Source organism: Mucilaginibacter sp. SJ (assembly GCF_028993635.1).
In the GTDB taxonomy this organism is placed as follows: domain Bacteria; phylum Bacteroidota; class Bacteroidia; order Sphingobacteriales; family Sphingobacteriaceae; genus Mucilaginibacter.
This window is the reverse complement of sequence record NZ_CP118631.1, coordinates 1,839,966-1,858,995: the sequence shown is the minus strand read 5'-3', so window position 1 is coordinate 1,858,995 and position 19,030 is coordinate 1,839,966. Positions and strand designations below refer to the sequence as shown.

Sequence of the window (19,030 nt, the reverse complement as noted above, 5' to 3'; positions counted from 1 at the left end):
TTCAGGTTTGAGTGGAGGTTATGTGTCCTGTAAAAATCATCACCATTGACTTTAGTCGACCGAATGGCAGTTAACATGACGATGATTACATGTTACATGTGTGTTTCAGAGCGGCGTCGGATAAGTGTTCAATTTTTAAAAAAACGGGTGTTCAACTTTTTGTAGTACGGAATTGTAATATTCTGATTATCAATGCATATGTGTTCAATTTGTATTTTATATAAAATGTAAGTGTTTGATAATCAGTGTTTGTTTGTTTTGAAAAATACGCCAGGTGTTCCACATTAAAAAATTGAACACCTGGCGTTATATACTTTATTTAACCTGTTGGCTGTTATTGCCGCGGTTAAGATCAGGCAGGGCGTTGTCGGGATCAATGGTCACCGATTCAGCTTCCTGTGTGGTAGGCAGGGTACAAGTGATTTGTCCGGATTGCAGCCAGGTCTCAACCGGCAGGTAAAAGCGTTTTTTGCTGCCATCTTTAAATTTAACCTCAACAGTAAACGGCATGGGCAGTTGCTCTTTGTTTACCGCTTTGATGGTGATACCTTTGGATGCATCTTTACCTGCATATTTTGCGTCGATAAGGGCTATATCAATCAGCCAGTTATTGTAAAACCAGCCCTTCCAAAACCAGGAAAGGTCTTCGCCGGCTCCATTCTCCATCGAACGGAAAAAATCATCAGGCTGTGGGTGTTTGTAAGCCCACTGGTTAATGTAGTTTTTAAAGGCATAGTCAAACCTGTCTTTCCCTAAAATTTGCTCGCGCAGCAATACCAGGCCAAAGGCTGGCTTATAGTAGGTAAGCGGATGGCGGTATTTTTCGGGGATGGCATCAGGAGCCGTCATAATACTTGGCGATTGCGGATCAAGCAGTGATGGGATAATCTCATCGGCGGGGTTGCCGCCGCCGGGTGCGTATTCACTATCCCGCTTAGGGGCGTATTCGCCTTTATTAAAAGCATCGGATGCATATATATCGATAAAGGTGTTAAGGCCTTCATCCATCCAGGCATAACGGCGCTCGTTTGATCCTATAATCATCGGGAACCAGTTATGGCCTATCTCGTGGGCTGTTACCCAGTAAAGCACGCTGCCTTTATCGGTAATACCATCAAACACAATACCCGGGTACTCCATGCCGCCGGCAATACCGGCCTCGTTGATGGCTACCGGGTAAGGGTATACAAACCATTTTTCAGAAAAATACTCAATTGATTTTTTGAGATATTCGGTAGCCCGGCCCCAGGCATCGTTGCCATAGCTTTCGGCAGGGTAAACGCTCATTGCCAATGATTTTTTACCACCGGGCAGGTTCACCCTCGCTGCATCCCATATGTAAGCTTTTGATGCACCAAAGGCAACGTCACGGGTATTGAGCATTTTGAAATGCCAGGTGAGGGTGCCCTTGTTAACCGGGCGACTGGCCGGATCATTAACTTCGGCCAAATCACGGACCATGATGGTTTTATCACTGTTGCGGGCTTGGTCTAAGCGGGCTATTTGTTTAGCGGTCAAAACCTCCTTTGGGTTAAGCAATTCGCCTGAACCTGCTACGATCATATCCCATGGTACGGTTACCTGGTAATCGATATCGCCATAATCTAAATAAAACTCGCCACTGCCCAAAAATGGCAGGGTGTCCCAGCCGTGGCTGTCGTCATAAACACACATGCGTGGAAACCACTGAGCTATTTCGTAGATCTTGCCGTTTTTGGTATCACAATAATCAGTACGGCCACCAAATGTATCGGGAATGGTATAATGATAATTGATGCGCAGCTTTATAGCACCTTTTTGCAGCGGATGTGCAAGGCGCACCTGCATGCGGGCGTCAGTAATTACATAAGGTACAGGTTTAACCACATCACCATTATCAATCGAAACGGATTCTATCTGGTAGCCGCTGGTGTGCTGGTCGGCGCCGGGTGTATGGTTTGTGAAGAAGTTAGAGCGGGCATCCTGTTTATAAGTATTTTGATCAAGCTGCAGCCAAAGGTATGGCAATGCATCCGGGCTGTTATTGGTATAGTTGATCACCACGGTACCGCTGATGGTTTTCTTTACTGTATCAAGGGTAACTTTCAGGTTATAGTCGGCCCGGTTTTGCCAGTACCTTGGTCCGGGCGCACCATTGGCCGAATGGAAATCGCTACCTTTTTCGGTATAAAACATAGGCGAGAAGGCCTCCGCCGGGTTATAGTTTGACGACGTATCGTTTGGATTGAGTTTCCTTTTTTGCGCCGACGCGCCAAGTGCTAAAACCGACAGTAAACCAATGCCGATAAATTTTAATTTCATGGTGTGCATTTAAGCACCCAATATACAAAGGATGGGACTAAAATTTGATTTTATAGATATTTACTTATCAGCATAATAAAAAAGCTATTTTAGTGCCTATAAAAACTAAACTTGCACTTCCCTGTAAATCTACCTTTAGGCAATTCATCAATTCCCGTACATTTTATTTGCGAGACACTCTCGTACTTTTTAGGTTACCGGTATTACGCGTGGCTACGTAAACGTTCGACAGATAAGATCAGTACTGAACACAGGCTCATCATCTTTATCGGTGCGGCGGCAGGCGCATTTATTGGTTCGCACCTGGTTGGGATCTTTGAAAACCCACCTTTGCTGTTCTCGCATTTCAATATCATCTATATTATGGGCAATAAAACCATAGTGGGTGGGATGCTTGGTGGATTGATAGGTGTTGAGCTTACCAAAAAGCAGTTGGGCGTAACCGTGTCATCCGGCGATTTGATGGTTTACCCATTGATCCTGGCTATGGTTATCGGCCGTACCGGGTGCTTTTTGGCCGGGCTGGAAGATGGGACTTATGGCATAGCCTCCAACCTGCCCTGGGCTATTGATTTTGGTGACGGCATCCGCAGGCATCCCACAAATTTGTATGAGATTATATTTTGGCTGATGCTCTGGGTTGTGCTGAAGTTTATTGAACAAGATCACCGTTTTGCCGATGGCGCGAGATTTAAAGTATTTATGGCAAGTTACCTTGTCTTCAGGTTACTGGTTGAATTTATTAAGCCCGATTATTTTTTCAGTTTTGGTTTGTCGGTAATTCAGTTGGTTTCTATCGCCGGTATTTTGTATTATTATAAAGTATTTTTATATCCTAAAAAGCTGTTTATAAACCATGCCTGAACGCCCGTATATATACTATGATTTTACGCTAAGCATTTGCTCTACCTGTTTACGCCGGGTTGATGCCAAAATTGTTTTTGAGGATGATAAGGTTTACATGCTTAAAAACTGCCGCCAGCATGGCTTTGAAAAGGTACTGATAGCCACCGATGTAGAATATTATAAAAACTGCCGCAACTATGCCAAGCGGAGTGAGATGCCGCTTAAGTTTAATGCCAAAACACATTATGGCTGCCCGTATGATTGCGGCCTGTGCCAGGATCATGAACAGCATTCGTGCCTTACCGTAGTTGAAGTAACCGACAGGTGTAATTTAAGCTGCCCAACCTGTTACGCCATGTCATCACCCACATACGGCAGGCACCGCACTTTGGCCGAAGTTGAACAGATGCTGGATGTTGTAGTGGCGAATGAAGGTCAGCCGGATGTGGTGCAGATTAGCGGGGGAGAGCCGACGGTGCACCCGCAGTTCTTCGAGATCCTGGATATCGCCAAAACAAAGCCCATTAAACATTTAATGGTGAACACCAACGGCACCCGTATAGCTAAAGATGAGAATTTTGTAAAGCGGCTGGCCACTTACATGCCCGATTTTGAGATCTACCTGCAATTTGATTCTTTCAAAAAAGAAGCGCTGGAGCAATTGAGGGGAGAAGATCTGCGTGAGGTAAGGCAAAAGGCCATTGAAAATCTTAACAAGTACAATCTGTCCACAACGTTGGTAGTTACTTTGCAAAAAGGTTTAAATACCGATGAATTAGGTACAATTATTGAATACGCGTTGCAGCAACCCTGTGTTCGCGGGGTAACCTTTCAACCCACACAACAGGCCGGCAGGTTAGAGAATTTTAATGAACAAACCGACCGGTACACCCTAACGGAAGTACGTAACGCGATACTTGAACAAACCAGTGTATTCAATAAAAACGACCTGATTCCGGTACCTTGTAACCCGGATGCCCTGGTGATGGGTTATGCCCTTAAGCTTGGAGGCGAAGTGATTCCGCTTACAAGAATGATAAACCCGGATGACCTGTTGGATAATTCAAAAAATACCATTGTTTATGAAAATGATGAGCGCCTGAAAGGGCATCTGCTCAATATGTTCAGCACGGGTAATTCGGTTGACAAAGCTAAAGAACACCTGCACTCGTTGTTATGCTGCCTGCCTGAAATTGACGCGCCAAGTTTAAGCTATGATAACCTTTTTAGGGTGATCATCATGCAATTTATAGACGCTCAGAATTTTGATGTACGGGCTATCAAAAAATCATGTGTGCATATCGTAAATAAGGACATGCAGATCATCCCCTTTGAAACGATGAACATTTTTTACAGGGATGATAAGCGGAAATATCTTGAACAATTAAGAGGAGAAATTTTGGTATGACAGAGGAAGAACAATTACAACCACTCAATCAGCTTCCTGGCAACAAGCCCCAAGGTGGAATCAAGATAGTCGGAATTAACCTGGCAGTATTTGTTGGTTATACCTTACTTAGTCTGCTGACCGATGGCGGTGTAATAGCTGGGTTGCTAATGATTGCCCAGGTGATTGTTTGCATTATACTTTCATTGTATTTCCGTAAGTGGAGTTGGTTTTTAGGCGGCTTACTGGTTTTAGTAATTGGTTTTTCAACGTGTGTTGCAATAATAAGGATTTAGTATCTCACACGTTGAAATAATGGAAACGCAAAAGAAGGACCCCGGTAGTAATAAAATGATAGTTGTAGGCATCAATTTAGCGATATTGGCTGCTTACACTATATATTTCAGATGGGTTGCTAATGAGGAGCTTATCATATTAGCTGAAGCAATTTTTATTTTTTTGCATGTAGTACTGTGCCTGATATTGGCAATTTTTGCTTTGAGAAAAGAATTTCTGTTCAGCGCACTCGTAGTACTGCTGATCGGTTTTTCATCATGTTGGGTGGTTTTCTCCATTTAGCCTAACATCCCCGCCAAAACCCCTTCTTTTAATGAGTTAGTACACATGCTCACCTTATGGAGATCCAGCGCATGCATAATAAAGCGGGTTACCAACGAAGCCGCCACGATCATATCAACCCGAACCGGAATAATGCCCGGATTACCCACCCGTTCTTTATGGCTTGAGAGGATGAGCTTATTGGTGATGGTTAACAATTCTTCTTCTTCAAAATCATAGTGTTGGATACTCTTGAGATCAAATGATTTTGCTTTTTCGGTTTCTACGAGCCCTGCGAAAGTTTCAAATGAGCCGGATGAGCCAACAAGGATATCAATTTCAATACCGGTGGTGGCAATGAACAGATCATTCAGTGTATCCTCCAGATATAAATTCATGGCCTCGATAGAGGCAGGGGGGATAGGGTCTGTATGGTGAAACTGGTCCATGAGGCGTGCCGCGCCAACTTCAAAGCTTTGTTTCCACAGGATTTTATCGGTATTGCCTAAAATAAATTCTACACTGCCGCCCCCAATATCCATAATGAGCGAGTTTTTGTTCGATAAGCATCCGCTTAATTTTACGCCATTGTAAATAAAAACTGCTTCCTGCTCTCCGTCAATGATCTCGATAGCAATGCCTGTTTGAGTTTTAACCTCTTTAATAAAGTCTTTACCATTTGAGGCATTCCGCAGGGCCGAAGTTGCTATCGCCCTAACGCCGGTAACATTGTTGGCGTGGATAAGCTCATTAAAGCGTTGCATAGTATTTACCCCACGCTGAAAGGCTTCGGGTAAAATATATCCTTTGTTAATACCGCCCTCACCAAGTTTAACGGCTTCAGTGATATGTACAATTTCATGATAGTTATGGATATCGCCTTCGGCAATCAATAAATGGAAGGTATTTGTACCCAAATCCATTACTGCAACGCGTTTACTCATACGGCTAAAATAGTTTTTTTGAGCCTAAAGCTGAAGGCTTTTTTAGCTGAAAGCCGAAGGCATAAAGCAAAAAGCTATTCAAAGCTTTAAGCCTTCTGCTTTCAGCTTTTAGCTCAAAAATTACTCTTTATAAAAGAACCACTTAGCCAGTTCTTTATAGCTTGCTTTTTTGCCATACATTAATACACCTACCCGATAGATCCGCGCAGCAACATAGGTGGTAAATAAGAAACCTATTACCATTAAGCTCATCGATAAAGCAACCTGCCAGGGTGGTGGGTCAAACGGGATCCGTACCATCATAGCTACCGGTGCCGTAAAAGGTATCATGGAAAGCCATACCGCCAAGGGGCTATCCGGCGCGCGGAACAATACCGATACCGATAAAATATAAGTGAACAATAGAGGCATGGTAATAGGAAACATAAACTGCTGGGTTTCGGTTTCGCTGTCAACTGCCGAGCCTACGGCAGCAAACAGGGCGGCGTATAAAAGATATCCGCTTAAAAAGTAAAATATAAAGCAACCCATAATATACCCGAACGGAATGGTTTGTAACACCGCAAGCGCGTTTATCATAGGACTGGTTGGAGAGTTAAGCGCGTGGCCAGCTATTTTGGTAGATATTACAGATAAAATTATCCAGGCACCAAATTGGGTTAAGCCAACTAAGCCAACACCAATGATTTTACCCAGCATCAGCTGAAACGGCTTTACCGATGATATGACCACCTCGATAATACGATTGGTTTTTTCCTCAATTACCCCACGCATTACCTGTCCGCCGTATATGAACAGGGATATATAAATGAGGATAGCGCAGGCAATACCAATCAAAATATTGGGACCTATGTTGGCGTTCTTATCGCCTTTGTCAGAAATTTCAATGGCGTTTAATGAAATGTTAGTTCTTTTTATACTGCGTAAAAGGGCTGTGTCAATATGGTGCCGGATGAGGTTATTTGAAAAAGCAATATCGCTCATCTGCTTTTCAATTTCCTCGGAAAGAGGGATAGAGGCCTTCTTTTTTGAAAAGATCTGCACCGAATCTTTCTGTATATAGTTTGCAGGGATATATAAAATAGAAATACCCTCGCTGTCCTTTAATAACTGTTTTGATGATTTAAGATCGGTGAGGGCATAGGTGAACTTTACGTTAGTTACGTCATGGAATTTATTGGCGAAATCGCCGCTTTTATCAATCACGTTAACCGTTTGCAATGATGATAATTTTCCGCTGTCCTTAGCTACCATGGTAACAACGAATCCCATGGCCAGGATCAGCAGCGGTACTACAAATATCATGACGATAAATGATTTTTTTCGTACACGGGTAAGGTACTCGCGTTGTATAATGAGTAATACTTTATTCATGGCCGGTGGAATTTAGGTTTACTTTTTCAATGAAAATTTCGTGCATGCTCGGAATAACCTCCTGCAGCATATTTACCCGCGCTTTAGGAATTAAGTATTGCAATACATCATTGGAGTTATGCCCTTCCTTTAGTTTTATCTTGATATTGTGATTGTCATCATCGGCAATAACCTCGCTCATTATTTCAAAAGGCTGGCTGCCATCAAATGCAATAGGTTCGCCGGCATATTCAATAAGGTAGGTTTCGTTACGATATGAGTTGCGGATATGTTTAACCTTGCCATCCAGTATCTTGTGCGATTTATGAATGAGAGCGATGGCATCACAAAGCTCCTCAACTGATTCCATGCGGTGGGTGGAAAATAAAATAGTGGCTCCTTTTTTATTTAGCTCCAATATTTCGTCTTTAATCTGTTCGGCGTTTACAGGGTCAAATCCGCTGAAAGGCTCATCTAAAATGATCAAATCGGGCTCATGGAGTACGGTTGCCACAAACTGCGCTTTTTGCTGCATGCCTTTTGAAAGCTCCTCTATCTTCTTTTTCCACCAGGTTTCCATCCCCAGTTTCTCAAACCAAAATTTAAGGCGTTTTTGAGCTTCAGTCCGGCTTAAGCCTTTCAAACGGGCCAGGTAGATCATCTGTTCGCCAATCTCCATCTTTTTGTACAAGCCGCGTTCTTCGGGCAGGTAACCGATACGTTCGATGTGCGATTGATTAAGTTTTTCGCCGTTAAAATAAATCTCGCCCGAATCGGGAGCTGTAATTTGGTTAACTATACGGATAAGTGATGTTTTACCGGCGCCGTTAGGGCCAAGCAGGCCAAAAATCTGCCCGCTTTCAACTTCCAAACTTACATCACTGAGTGCACGGTGACCGGCGTATTGTTTAACAATATTGCGGATGCTTAGCATTTATTAAGGTTTATGTATCTGTTTTGCTTGTTAGATGGAGTTAATCAATAAAAGTTACAGCTCTGGTTTATCATATGGCTGGTTGGGGTTATCCATTTCATAGAACGGCTTTTGCCATTGCCGGTTATTGATAACATTTAAGGCTGTTACTGCTATGTATAACCCCACAGCGGGGATGACCAGGTAAACAAGACCGAGATACTTGATGTAGATGCGGTAATCAGAACTTCCCGACAAAACAAGTAGTGGTGGCATTGCGGTATAAAACAACAGGATAAATAACTCACTGAAGGCAAAAACGCGCAAAGGCAACCGGAATTCTGTCGGATGCAGTAAAAAGACTATAACCACAAGGCATATTACAGCGAGCAGATTAACAAATCCGTTCGCTGTGTGAAACATCAATATTTTTTCGACAGGGATGCTAAAAAGACTGATCGCAATATTGATAAGTCCCAGTAGCAAGCTGTAAATTAAATAGATAATAAAAGTGTTGGTGATAAACGGTTTTTCCCTGGTGTATTTTAAGATACTCACCACAAATATCATTAGCCAGGTAAAACAAATCACATGAATAAATGAAGATAAATACCTAAAGATCGGCGGAAAGTTGAGCGTTAAGTTTTGTGTAAAATAGGTTAATAAAAGTACCAATGCGCTTACTATCGATGTGGCAATGGTAAGATAGGCTGTATCACGGGTTGGTTTCATGAGCAGGGTAGGTTTATATTTAAAATGAACGGCATAACAATTTAGCCTAACCGGTAATAAGGTATGGCTGTTTATTGAAATAAAAAAAAGGTGCAATTGTTTTGGTACAAAATACGTTGTTTGTTTAATTATGTGGCCTGCAAATTTATTTTAATTGTTTTAAACTAAATCGTAAGGTTTCAATAGCTTCCTTTTGCCTCGAAATAATTACATACATATAGCCATTATAAATAATGGTATGCGGGTAACCATATTGTCCACCTTTCCACAAACCTTCTTTTTTAAGATGATATAACTCATTAGCTATTACATAATTTTTGTCAAAGCTTTTTCCATCTTGTGATAATGAGAGCACCAGCGGGTTACGGTCATAATGATGAAGTGTATCAGGGATACCAACATAATAAAATCGCTTATCCGGCAACCGCCCGAAATGAAATTTACTGTCATTATCCGAAAATGGAGCTTCCGCCGGGCGCGACCAACTGCTACCGTTATCCCTGCTTTCAGTTAGCCATAAATGGCCTTTCCAGCCTTTGCCGGTTACCCGGAGCAGCATGTGCAGGATCTTGTCATCCGTTTCAAAAAATGAGCCTTCGCAAAGCGGCGGTAAACCTGATTTTGCAGCTGGCGCATAAAACATGGCGGGGTTATCCTGCTTATAAAGTGAATCGGGATAAAAACTGCTCAGCTTCCAGCCTGAAAGCCCGTGGGGATCATCTGTATAAGGAAAAGTAAAATTACCGCTGATGATCAGCCTGCCGCTATTGGTAACCTCCGGGCCATGGTTTGGTACAACAGGCAAATACATATCAAGCGGTTCGCTCCAATGTTCGCCATCGGTGCTGGTTTTGGCCCACAAGTGAGTGTTATTGCGATGTTTGTCGTAATCGCCGTAATAGGCTACCAAAGTTCCTTTATATTGATAAAGCCCGGCGGCGGTGAGAACCGTGAGCGTATCGTTGACTTTGCCAGGAGTGGCTAATGTTTTTAATGCCGACCAGTGTTTAAAATCTTTAGAAGTGGCATAAACCACCCTTTGCCCCGGCGAATCCTCATCAATCATTCCGTTGCTCCATATTGCCACAAAGCGGTCTTTAAAATGAATGATAGAAGCATGATGGTTATAGAGCCATTCTTTATCCGGCGAGTAGATCATTGATCGTTCAATGGTTAGCTTTGGCACTCCGGCTTCGGTTTGGTAATTGTTGCGAATAGCCGGGGTTTGAGCATGGGTATTAAGAACGGATAAAAAAAGGCAGATAACAAAGAGGAACTTGAATTTTGCAGACATGATCCTAATTAACGCAAATTATCCGGTTAGTGAAAGTGGAGTTAAAATTTGCCGAAGTAAAAGCCAGGTTGTAGCTGGGCGGTACTGATAATTGCGGTAATGGTTACCCAAAAACATCGTCAGTAATACAGAACAAACATGTCTGAATGGGGGTTAACAGGGTTAACACATTTTCAATATTTTGATTTTAATGTATTTATAATCAACTATTTATATTTTTTCGGGGTTACACTAAACTGATATTTTTGGCAATTAAGTTTGATACCGATAGTTCACCTGCGTCAAAACCATATTTCGTAACTATATTGTAACATTCATCGCCACTAAATATTTAAATGCGTTTGCCCTGGTCATTAATATGCCAATCTTTTGTAATAAAATCATGGCAATCCCTTTTATTCCAAAAATCAAGGTTCTTTTACTAAATTACAGGCTCTATCAAAATACATCATTTATGAAGCGAGCCTTATTCCTTATACTCACGCTTTCTGCTGCCTTTAATGTATCTGCCCAACAAAAAAAACCTTTAAAACCTGCCGATGTTTACCGCATTCCAACGATAAGCGATCCGCAATTATCACCCGATGGCAAGTGGGTGGCTTATAGTGTTTCTGAAGTTGATACCGCTAAAGACCGCCGTGTATCACACCTGTGGATGCAGAGTTTTGATGGTAAAGAGTCTATCGAACTGACCCATGGTGAGGAGGCTGCCTCGGCGCCGCGCTGGAGCCCGGATGGTAAGTATTTATCATTCCTTTCCTCGCGCGATTCAAAAACAGGCTCACAGGTTTGGCTCATCGACCGCCGGGGTGGCGAAGGGGTAAAACTGACCAATATTAAAGGTGATTTGAGCGATTACGCCTGGAGCCCTGATGGCAAGCGTTTGGTGATGGTGATAGGCGACCCCGAAAATAAAGGCAAAGAAGAACCCAAAACCCCCAAGCCCATAGTTATTGATCGCTATCATTTTAAACAGGATATAGTAGGTTACCTTCAGCACCTGCATAACCACCTGTATTTAATTGATATAGCCACGAAAAAACTGGATACGCTAACCAGGGGCGATAAAGATGAAAGTTCGCCGGTATGGTCTCCTGATAGCAAAACCATTGCATTTGTGAGCAATCGCAGCGCCGATCCCGATAAAAATCAAAATACCGATATTTTTACCATTGATGCCCGGCCGGGTGCCAGCATGCTACAGCTAACCACCTGGAAGGGGAGGGACGGTAACCCGCAATGGAGCCCCGATGGCAGGTATATTTCCTACCTGCGCTCTACCAGCGATGCCGATTATATGATGTATGATCAAAATGTGGTTTGCATAATGGATGTTGTGGGGCAAAATAATAAACCACTTACGCTGCAGCTTGACCGGCCTGCCGCCGCACAAACCTGGGCTAAAGACAGTAAGAACATTGTATTTATTATAACAGATGACCGTACCCGTTATTTGGCCAATATCAATATCAACAGCGGCAAAATCACAACGATTAACAAGGGTGATTATGTTTTCAACGATATAAACACCAACCTTTCAGGCAACTGGGTAGTACAAAAAACAGATCCGTATACCCCTGCCGAGTTATTCGCTCTGGAAGATAAGAAGCTTCGCAGGTTAACTTTCCACCATCAGGCCTGGTTAAACACCGTGCAGCTGGCTTATGTCAAAGGCTTTGAATCAACCAGTGTTGATGGTACAAAAGTGTCTGGTATTATTTTAACGCCCGATAGCGTTCCCAATAAAAAATATCCGTTGATCCTGTTTATTCATGGTGGACCCGTAGGACAGGATGAATTTGGCTTTGATGCTACAAGGCAAACGCTGGCCGCCGCCGGCTATGCTGTAGCTGCTGTGAACTACAGGGGCAGTAATGGCCGCGGGCGGGATTATTGTAAAGCCATTTATGCCGATTGGGGCAATAAGGAGGTAAAGGATTTGCTTGGAGCGGTCGATCAACTCGAGAAATTAGGCATCGCAGATCCTGATAAGCTGGGCATAGGCGGCTGGAGTTATGGCGGCATCCTTACCGATTATACGATAGCCTCCGATACCCGTTTTAAAGCAGCAGCCAGCGGAGCGGGCAGCGCACTGCAGCTTTCAGTTTATGGCAGCGACCAATATGTGTTGCAATACGAAAATGAAATAGGCGTACCGTGGAAAAATGCCGATAAGTGGATCCAGATCTCGTACCCGTTTTTTCATGCCGATAAAATAAAAACGCCGGTGTTGTTTATGTCTGGCCTGAAGGATTTTAATGTGCCAACCATCGGCAGTGAACAGATGTACGAAGCATTGAGGACACAGGGTATCCCAACCGAGTTGATCTTGTATCCTAATCAGTTTCATGGTCTTACCAAACCAAGTTACCAGGTTGACAGGCTGCAGCGCTATGTGGAATGGTATGATAAGTATTTGAAAAAATAATATTTTATGCCCTCAAACGGTTTTTTTATCGTGTTTTATGAAATATGTCCTGTTGATTTTAGGAGGGTTGGCTTCTTTGCCTTTGATTGCTCAAACTGCGAAAAAGCCGCTTAAACCTGCCGATCTGTATAAACAGCCAACGCTGATGGCGCCGCAGCTTTCTCCGGATGGTAAATGGGTGGTTTATGAATTATCTGAGGTGGATACAGCTAAGGATAAGCGTATATCGCACTTGTGGATGCAGAGTTTTGACGGCAAGCAGTCCATTCAGCTTACTTATGGTGATGAGCCGGCATCCACCCCGAAATGGACCCCTGATGGTAAGTTTATTTCTTATCTGTCCGAAAAGGATTCAAAGAACGGCGGGCAGGTTTGGTTGATGGACAGGCGTGGTGGCGAAGGGCACAAGCTCACCGATATTAAAGGTGAACTTGAAGAGTATGCTTGGTCGCCGGATAGTAAGAAGCTGGCATTAATTATAAAAGATCCCGAAAACAAAGGAAAGGAGGTACCCAAAACTACACCTCCTATAAAAATAGACCGTTACCATTTTAAGCAGGATATTGAAGGATATCTGCAGCATCTGCATTCGCATTTGTACTTGTATGATGTAGCCGCAAAAAAGCTGGATACCCTGACCAGCGGTGCCATGGATGATAGCTCGCCGCAGTGGAGCCCCGATGGAAAAACGATTGCTTACGTAAGCAATCATACAGTCGATCCAGATCGGAATGAGAATACAGATATTTTTACGATAGAAGCAAAACCCGGCGCTGAGCCACAACAGCTTACCACTTTTACCGGCCACGATATTAATCCCCTCTGGAGCCCTGATGGTAAGCGCATAGCCTACCTGCGGTCGACAAGCGATGCCGATTATTTTATATACCAGCACGATGTTTTGTACCTGATGGATGCCGACGGGAAAAATAATCGTCCGTTAACTGATCAGTTGGACAGGCCTGTTAGCAATATCGCCTGGAGCAAAGATGGCAAGGACCTGGAATACCTGGTAAGTAACGACAGGATCCGTTATATCAACAGATATAACCTGCTTACCCGTAAATCGTTACTGCTGTATAAAGGGAACCAATGCAGTTTTTCTGATATAATGGGCCATTCGGTAGGTGTATGGATAGGGAAGATGACTACACCCTATATGCCACATGAGCTGGTGGCGATTGAAAACGGAAAAATCCGCCGTTTAACTTTTCATCAGGAGAAATGGCTGAACGAGGTTAAGCTGGCCTATGTGAAAGGCTTCCAGTCGTTTAGCGGCGATGGCACACTGGTTTCGGGGATACTTTATACGCCCGATAGCGTAGTTACTAAGAAAATGCCTTTCATTCTTTACATTCACGGCGGTCCTACCGATCAGGACGAGTTTGAGTTTGATGAGATCAGGCAAACACTGGCTTGTGCAGGTTACGCTGTAGCCGCTGTAAATTACCGCGGCAGTACCGGGCGGGGCATTGAATATACCAAAGCCATTTATGCCGATTGGGGCAACAAGGAGGTGAAAGATTTGCTCGGAGCTGTGGATGAACTGGTTAAACTTGGCATAGCTGATAAAGACCGCCTGGGAATTGGCGGCTGGAGTTATGGAGGAATCCTTACCGATTATACTATAGCGACGGATCCCCGATTTAAAGCAGCATCAAGCGGAGCGGGCAGTGCCTTACAGTTAGCCATCTATGGATCAGATCAATGGGTGATGCAGTACGATAATGAATTGGGAGCACCCTGGAAAAATGCTGATAAGTACATTAAGCTTTCGTACCCGTTTTTTCATGCAGATAAAATAAAAACGCCAACCCAGTTCATGTCCGGTTTAAAAGATTTTAATGTGCCGACCGGCGGGGGGGAACAAATGTATGAAGCGCTGAGATCACAAGGTGTACCGACGCAACTGGTACTTTATCCCGGCCAGTATCACGGTATTACCGTACCAAGCTACCAGGTTGACCGGCTGCAGCGCTATATTGAATGGTTTGATAAATATTTGGCCCCCCACCCCCCTAAAGGGGCAGCTTTTTGATAGGCTAACTTAAAAGGCTCAGATAACCACTTCTGAGCCTTTCCTTTTATTCTGTAAATTCAATAATTCTGAAAATTCTGATTTCAGACGGTTAGCTTTCCCTCCACCGAATCATCAATGGTTTTACCAATAGCTGCCCCTGCAAGTCGTTTTACAAAAGCGATAGCATTGCCATGTTTATTATCCCAGTAATAGCCCTCGGTAGGTTCAACTTTAATAATACTGATGCGCGGGTCGTCGATGCCTTCGGTAAACCACACTTTGAGTGTTGGTTCCCATAGTTCTTTGATCTTTTCTTTGTCTTCGCTGATAGTTGCTATCCCATAAAGGTTTAAAAAATCAGAATATCCTGATCCCTGAAAAAGCAGGTGAACAAACGGGTCTTTAGCCAGCTCGTCGTTTTTGTGACTATCATTAGCACTCAGAAACCAGAAATTGCCTTCATCATCAATTTGCAGTGCTGACATTGGCCTCACCGAAGCGGGTACGCCTGTCTTGATGTTACTTACAAAAAAGCAGCTTTTTGCACTTTCGGCCATTTCCTTAATCTTATCCAAAGCCTCCTGACCGTTAAGGTCCTGCATGTTATCTTCCGGCTGTTGTTGATTGATACTATCCATGTTTTAAGTTTTGTTGGTAAATGTTATAAGAGTAACCAATCAAAAACTCAATTGTGTGGACTTATTTAACTTAATAGATAATTATTTAGTTAGAAGTGGTGATTGGAGTGGTGGTCTAACTTACGCAGTTTTCAAAACTTCGTAAGTTAATATTAATCATTACCCAAACACCACCATCCTGTCCGGATATTTGGAAGCATAAGTTGCTACAATATTTTTGATATAGTCATTCCCCGGATAAGGTGTGAGATAGCTTTTGAGTTGCTGTATGTTATTGGCATCGAAATAGTGGGAGATATAGCCCATGCCATAAAACTGGCCTTTTTCCACCAAAATACAGCTGTGTTCATCGCCAGTGCGGCCTTCATCCCTGATAGCGTAAGTTGGTAAAGCTTGCTTAAGCTGATCGATGGCATTGTTGACCTTTTCGTTATAACTGTCGGGAGGTTCAATACCTTCGCAGGCACAGGTACTTCCTGCTGCACTGACGCAGGGCTCATTGTTTTTTTGTATAAAACAAAGCTTAGGGCACAAGTCGAACGCTTCTATCAGCTTGTTGAGCAGGTTATATCCGTCAAGCAGGGAATTGCAGGTATATATCGGGTCGCTGTATTTGCGGTATTTATCAACTGCCAGGCGAATGTATCCGCGCTGATCTTCAAAAGCGTAAAGACAGAAAGCGTTTTCGAAACGTTTTAATGAACGATTGTATTTAGGCCACAGACGCTTGATCTCAATGGCTTCCAATACAAAAGCGATAAGTTCAGTGCCGCAAACCTGGTAGCTGATCTGGTATATATTGCGTAAAAACTCCTGGCGCTGAAAGCCCGGGTTATTGCCCGTAAAATGACTGCTCACCCGTTTTTTAACATTTTTGGCCTTGCCTACATATATCACTTTGCCTTTTTGATCATGAAAATAATACACACCAGGCGTATAAGGCAACTGATCTATATCTTTTTTAGATAGGTTAGGCGGTAGTACCTGGTCTTTTGAACCTTGTTTAAGCGACTGTTTGATATGGTTATCGGTATCGCTGTTCAGCAGTAGGGTAAACAGTTCGGCAGTAGCTTCGGCATCGCCCATAGCCCTGTGGCGGCTTTGATTATCAATGCCCAGATGTTTGCATAGCCGGCCCAGGCTGTATGATGGTAATCCCGGCAATATCTTCCTGCCAAGCCTTACAGTGCAAAGCTTATTGGTTTGCAGATCGTAACCGGCAGCAGCGAGGTGATACCGGACAAAAGAAAAATCAAAATTTACATTGTGAGCAACAAAGATCTTGCCGTGAATGAGGTGGTAAATATCAGCCGCCACATCCTCAAAAGGAGGGGCATCCTTTACCATTTCGTTGGTAATGCCGGTTAAGGCGCTGATATAAATAGGGATTTCACGCTGGGGATTAACCAGAGTTTCAAACCGCTTTACCACTTTTTTTCCATCATGTACGCATATAGCTATCTCGGTAATGCCATTTGCGCTGGCATGCCCGCCGGTGGTCTCGATATCGACAATTGCATACATGATATTTCAAATGTAATACAAATTTGCTAATTATTTTAGTGTTGTTTAAAAAAGTCGGAAAGTCGAAAGTCCGCAGTCTGAAAGTTAAAAAGTTTGGTTTGTGAGGAATTGAGCAGCTTTACAGAATGGAAATTTAGGCATCAAAACAAAAGCCCCTGAGAAAGTTTCCCAAGGGCTTCAATATCTTTCGGACTTTCCGACTGCGGACTTCCGACTAAAGACTTAAGACTTCTTATTCTTATTAGCCTGTATCTGTTGTTGCTGGCGCATCATCTCTTCCATTTTGGCACTAAAACCTGATTTTTTCTTTTGAGTATCTTCAGGTTTCTTTTTGTTTTCCTGGATCTGGGCATGGATTTTCTTGTCATCAACCATGAATTTGATCAGGTACTGCTGTAAAAAGGTGAACATGTTGGCCAAAAAGTAATAATAGTTCAAACCGGCAGGGTAGCTGTTAAGCGTGAACAGGAATACCAAAGGAGTGATGTAACCAATGTATTTCATTTGCCCTGTAGCACCGGAGATCTGGTTGTTGAAATAAGTATAGATCAACGTTGAAATGGTCATCAGTAAACACATTAAACTAATGTGGTTAACGCCGCCAAGGAAAGCTATCGGAGCGAATTTAATAACCGAATCATAAGTTGAAAGGTCATGCATCCACAGGAAACTTTCGCCCCTTAGCTCAAATAAACTTGGGAAAAAGCGGAAGAACGCGATAACTATAGGCATCTGGATGAGCAATGGTAAACAGCCACCCAATGGGTTAACACCTGCCTTTTTGTACAGCTTCAGGTACTCCTGCTGCAACAATGTAGGGTTATCCTCACCAACTTTAGCTTTGATCTCATCCATTTCGGGCTTCAGCACACGCATTTTGGCCATTGAAAGGTATGACTTGTAAGTAAGCGGTGATAACACCAGCTTAAGCAATACAGTCAATACCAGGATGATCAAACCATAGTTCCAGTTAAACTTGTTAAGAAAGTTAAATACCGGCAATACCGCGAAACGGTTGATGTATTTTAACGGTCCCCAGCCCAGGTTAACCAGTTTATCAAGGTCATGCCCCTGGTCTTTAAGCGTATTAAAACGGTTAGGTCCAAAGTAAAACTCCAATGGTAAAGAACCATCAGTGCCGCGGCTAAGCGACAGGTCGGCTTTCATTTGTTTTACATCGGTGGTGTCGTTAAAATCAGTAGCGACAGCAATATCTGTTTTGGAAATGCCGCCCTTAGCTATCAGCACATTTGAAAAGAAGTGCTGTTTAAAAGCAACCCAGGCCATTTTTTTATCGCTGATAGTTTTTTGATCGTCTTTGCCTTCGCTTAGGTAATCAGCATCCCCATCGGTATTGTAATAGTATACCGTTGAATACTGACGCTCCATTTTGATGTCTTTTTCCTGTTTGTGCAGACTGGTGGCCCAGTTAAGGTTAATAGTGCTGCTGTTGGCAATAACGCCGTCAAGACCGGTAGGCTTAATGGTTAATCCAAGTTTAAAACCATCACCTTTTAAGCTGTATATATAATCAATATATTGGGTAGGGCTATAGCTCAAACGCATAGTAACCGAACCGGAATCTTTTTCGGCTATGTTAAGTTCTTTTGCACTTGGGGTAAAATAGTAATTGTTGGTGTTGATATTGGCAACACCGGCAGCAAACTTCAATCCAAATTGGTTATTGTTGCCGCTGAAAAGCACCAGGGGCTTCTTATCAAAAGTTTTGTAGTTTTTTAACTCAACGGAAGCAACTTTACCTCCATGGGTGCTTAATTTAATAAGCAACTCTTTATTACCAATGGTAACAAATTCTTCTTTACCAACAGATGCGGCGCCAAAAGGCATTTTTAACAAGGCCGAATCAACTTTGGCTGTTTTGGCGGTATCAAACTTTGCTGTGGTTTTAGCAGCAGCGGCAGCTACAGCGGCACCGGCTTTTTTCAGCGAATCCTGGTGCTGTACCTCGCGCTCTTTTTTAAGGTCGGCTTCCGATGGCTTTAAAAAGTATATCGAGCCGGCAATGATCGCCATGATCAGGAATAATCCTGTAAACGTATTTTTATCCATTATCTAATTATCGTACAATTAC

15 protein-coding genes are annotated in these 19,030 nt (G+C 43.0%); 6 read left to right on the top strand and 9 right to left on the bottom strand.

The window, feature by feature from the left end; translation table 11 throughout:
• Window positions 1-315: 315 nt before the first annotated feature.
• Window positions 316-2,301, bottom strand: coding sequence for a M1 family metallopeptidase (locus tag MusilaSJ_RS07315; RefSeq protein ID WP_274989364.1), 1,986 nt, complete (start codon window positions 2,299-2,301; stop codon window positions 316-318).
• A gap of 111 nt (window positions 2,302-2,412) precedes the next feature.
• Here MusilaSJ_RS07315 and MusilaSJ_RS07310 point away from each other — a divergent pair, with 111 nt between their 5' ends.
• The 4 genes from MusilaSJ_RS07310 to MusilaSJ_RS07295 are packed head-to-tail and all read left to right on the top strand — an operon-like array spanning window position 2,413 to window position 5,113.
• Window positions 2,413-3,165, top strand: a complete 753-nt coding sequence (locus tag MusilaSJ_RS07310) for a prolipoprotein diacylglyceryl transferase (protein WP_274989363.1) — start codon at window positions 2,413-2,415, stop codon at window positions 3,163-3,165.
• Entirely contained in the window at window positions 3,158-4,555 is a 1,398-nt protein-coding gene (locus MusilaSJ_RS07305; protein WP_274989362.1) for a radical SAM protein, read from the top strand. The genes MusilaSJ_RS07310 and MusilaSJ_RS07305 overlap by 8 nt, the downstream gene beginning before the upstream one ends.
• Window positions 4,552-4,830, top strand: coding sequence for a hypothetical protein (locus tag MusilaSJ_RS07300; RefSeq protein ID WP_274989361.1), 279 nt, complete (start codon window positions 4,552-4,554; stop codon window positions 4,828-4,830). Before MusilaSJ_RS07305 ends, MusilaSJ_RS07300 begins: the two co-directional genes overlap by 4 nt.
• Window positions 4,831-4,849: 19 nt before the next feature.
• Window positions 4,850-5,113 (top strand): hypothetical protein, encoded by a 264-nt coding sequence (locus MusilaSJ_RS07295; RefSeq protein ID WP_274989360.1) that lies wholly within the window; start codon window positions 4,850-4,852, stop codon window positions 5,111-5,113.
• Here MusilaSJ_RS07295 and MusilaSJ_RS07290 read toward each other — a convergent pair.
• The 5 genes from MusilaSJ_RS07290 to MusilaSJ_RS07270 all read right to left on the bottom strand — a co-directional run bounded on the left by MusilaSJ_RS07290 (window position 5,110) and on the right by MusilaSJ_RS07270 (window position 10,328).
• Window positions 5,110-6,036 (bottom strand): Ppx/GppA phosphatase family protein, encoded by a 927-nt coding sequence (locus tag MusilaSJ_RS07290; RefSeq protein ID WP_274989359.1) that lies wholly within the window; start codon window positions 6,034-6,036, stop codon window positions 5,110-5,112. The genes MusilaSJ_RS07295 and MusilaSJ_RS07290 overlap by 4 nt on opposite strands.
• A gap of 120 nt (window positions 6,037-6,156) precedes the next feature.
• Complete coding sequence (locus MusilaSJ_RS07285) at window positions 6,157-7,410, bottom strand: ABC transporter permease (RefSeq protein WP_274989358.1); 1,254 nt, start codon at window positions 7,408-7,410, stop codon at window positions 6,157-6,159.
• Window positions 7,403-8,323, bottom strand: a complete 921-nt coding sequence (locus MusilaSJ_RS07280; protein ID WP_274989357.1) for an ABC transporter ATP-binding protein — start codon at window positions 8,321-8,323, stop codon at window positions 7,403-7,405. The genes MusilaSJ_RS07285 and MusilaSJ_RS07280 overlap by 8 nt, the downstream gene beginning before the upstream one ends.
• 54 nt (window positions 8,324-8,377) lie before the next feature.
• Window positions 8,378-9,034, bottom strand: coding sequence for a hypothetical protein (locus MusilaSJ_RS07275; RefSeq protein WP_274989356.1), 657 nt, complete (start codon window positions 9,032-9,034; stop codon window positions 8,378-8,380).
• A 145-nt stretch (window positions 9,035-9,179) separates the two neighbouring features.
• Window positions 9,180-10,328, bottom strand: coding sequence for an exo-alpha-sialidase (locus MusilaSJ_RS07270; protein WP_274989355.1), 1,149 nt, complete (start codon window positions 10,326-10,328; stop codon window positions 9,180-9,182).
• Between the two features lie 454 nt (window positions 10,329-10,782).
• On the opposite strand from MusilaSJ_RS07270, the gene MusilaSJ_RS07265 reads away from it, so the two are divergent.
• The gene (locus tag MusilaSJ_RS07265) at window positions 10,783-12,756 is read left to right on the top strand and encodes an alpha/beta hydrolase family protein (protein WP_274989354.1); all 1,974 of its coding nucleotides are present in this window, start codon (window positions 10,783-10,785) and stop codon (window positions 12,754-12,756) included.
• A 37-nt stretch (window positions 12,757-12,793) separates the two neighbouring features.
• Window positions 12,794-14,794, top strand: coding sequence for an alpha/beta hydrolase family protein (locus MusilaSJ_RS07260; protein ID WP_274989353.1), 2,001 nt, complete (start codon window positions 12,794-12,796; stop codon window positions 14,792-14,794).
• Window positions 14,795-14,877: 83 nt separating this feature from the next.
• On the opposite strand, the gene MusilaSJ_RS07255 is transcribed toward MusilaSJ_RS07260, so the two are convergent.
• From MusilaSJ_RS07255 to yidC, 3 genes are all read right to left on the bottom strand, one after another.
• Window positions 14,878-15,414, bottom strand: a complete 537-nt coding sequence (locus tag MusilaSJ_RS07255) for a pyridoxamine 5'-phosphate oxidase family protein (RefSeq protein WP_274989352.1) — start codon at window positions 15,412-15,414, stop codon at window positions 14,878-14,880.
• Between the two features lie 159 nt (window positions 15,415-15,573).
• Window positions 15,574-16,938 (bottom strand): exonuclease domain-containing protein, encoded by a 1,365-nt coding sequence (locus MusilaSJ_RS07250; RefSeq protein WP_274989351.1) that lies wholly within the window; start codon window positions 16,936-16,938, stop codon window positions 15,574-15,576.
• A gap of 222 nt (window positions 16,939-17,160) precedes the next feature.
• A complete protein-coding gene (gene yidC, locus MusilaSJ_RS07245; RefSeq protein WP_274989350.1) occupies window positions 17,161-19,008 on the bottom strand; it encodes a membrane protein insertase YidC in 1,848 nt (615 codons plus the stop codon).
• Window positions 19,009-19,030 lie beyond the last annotated feature (22 nt).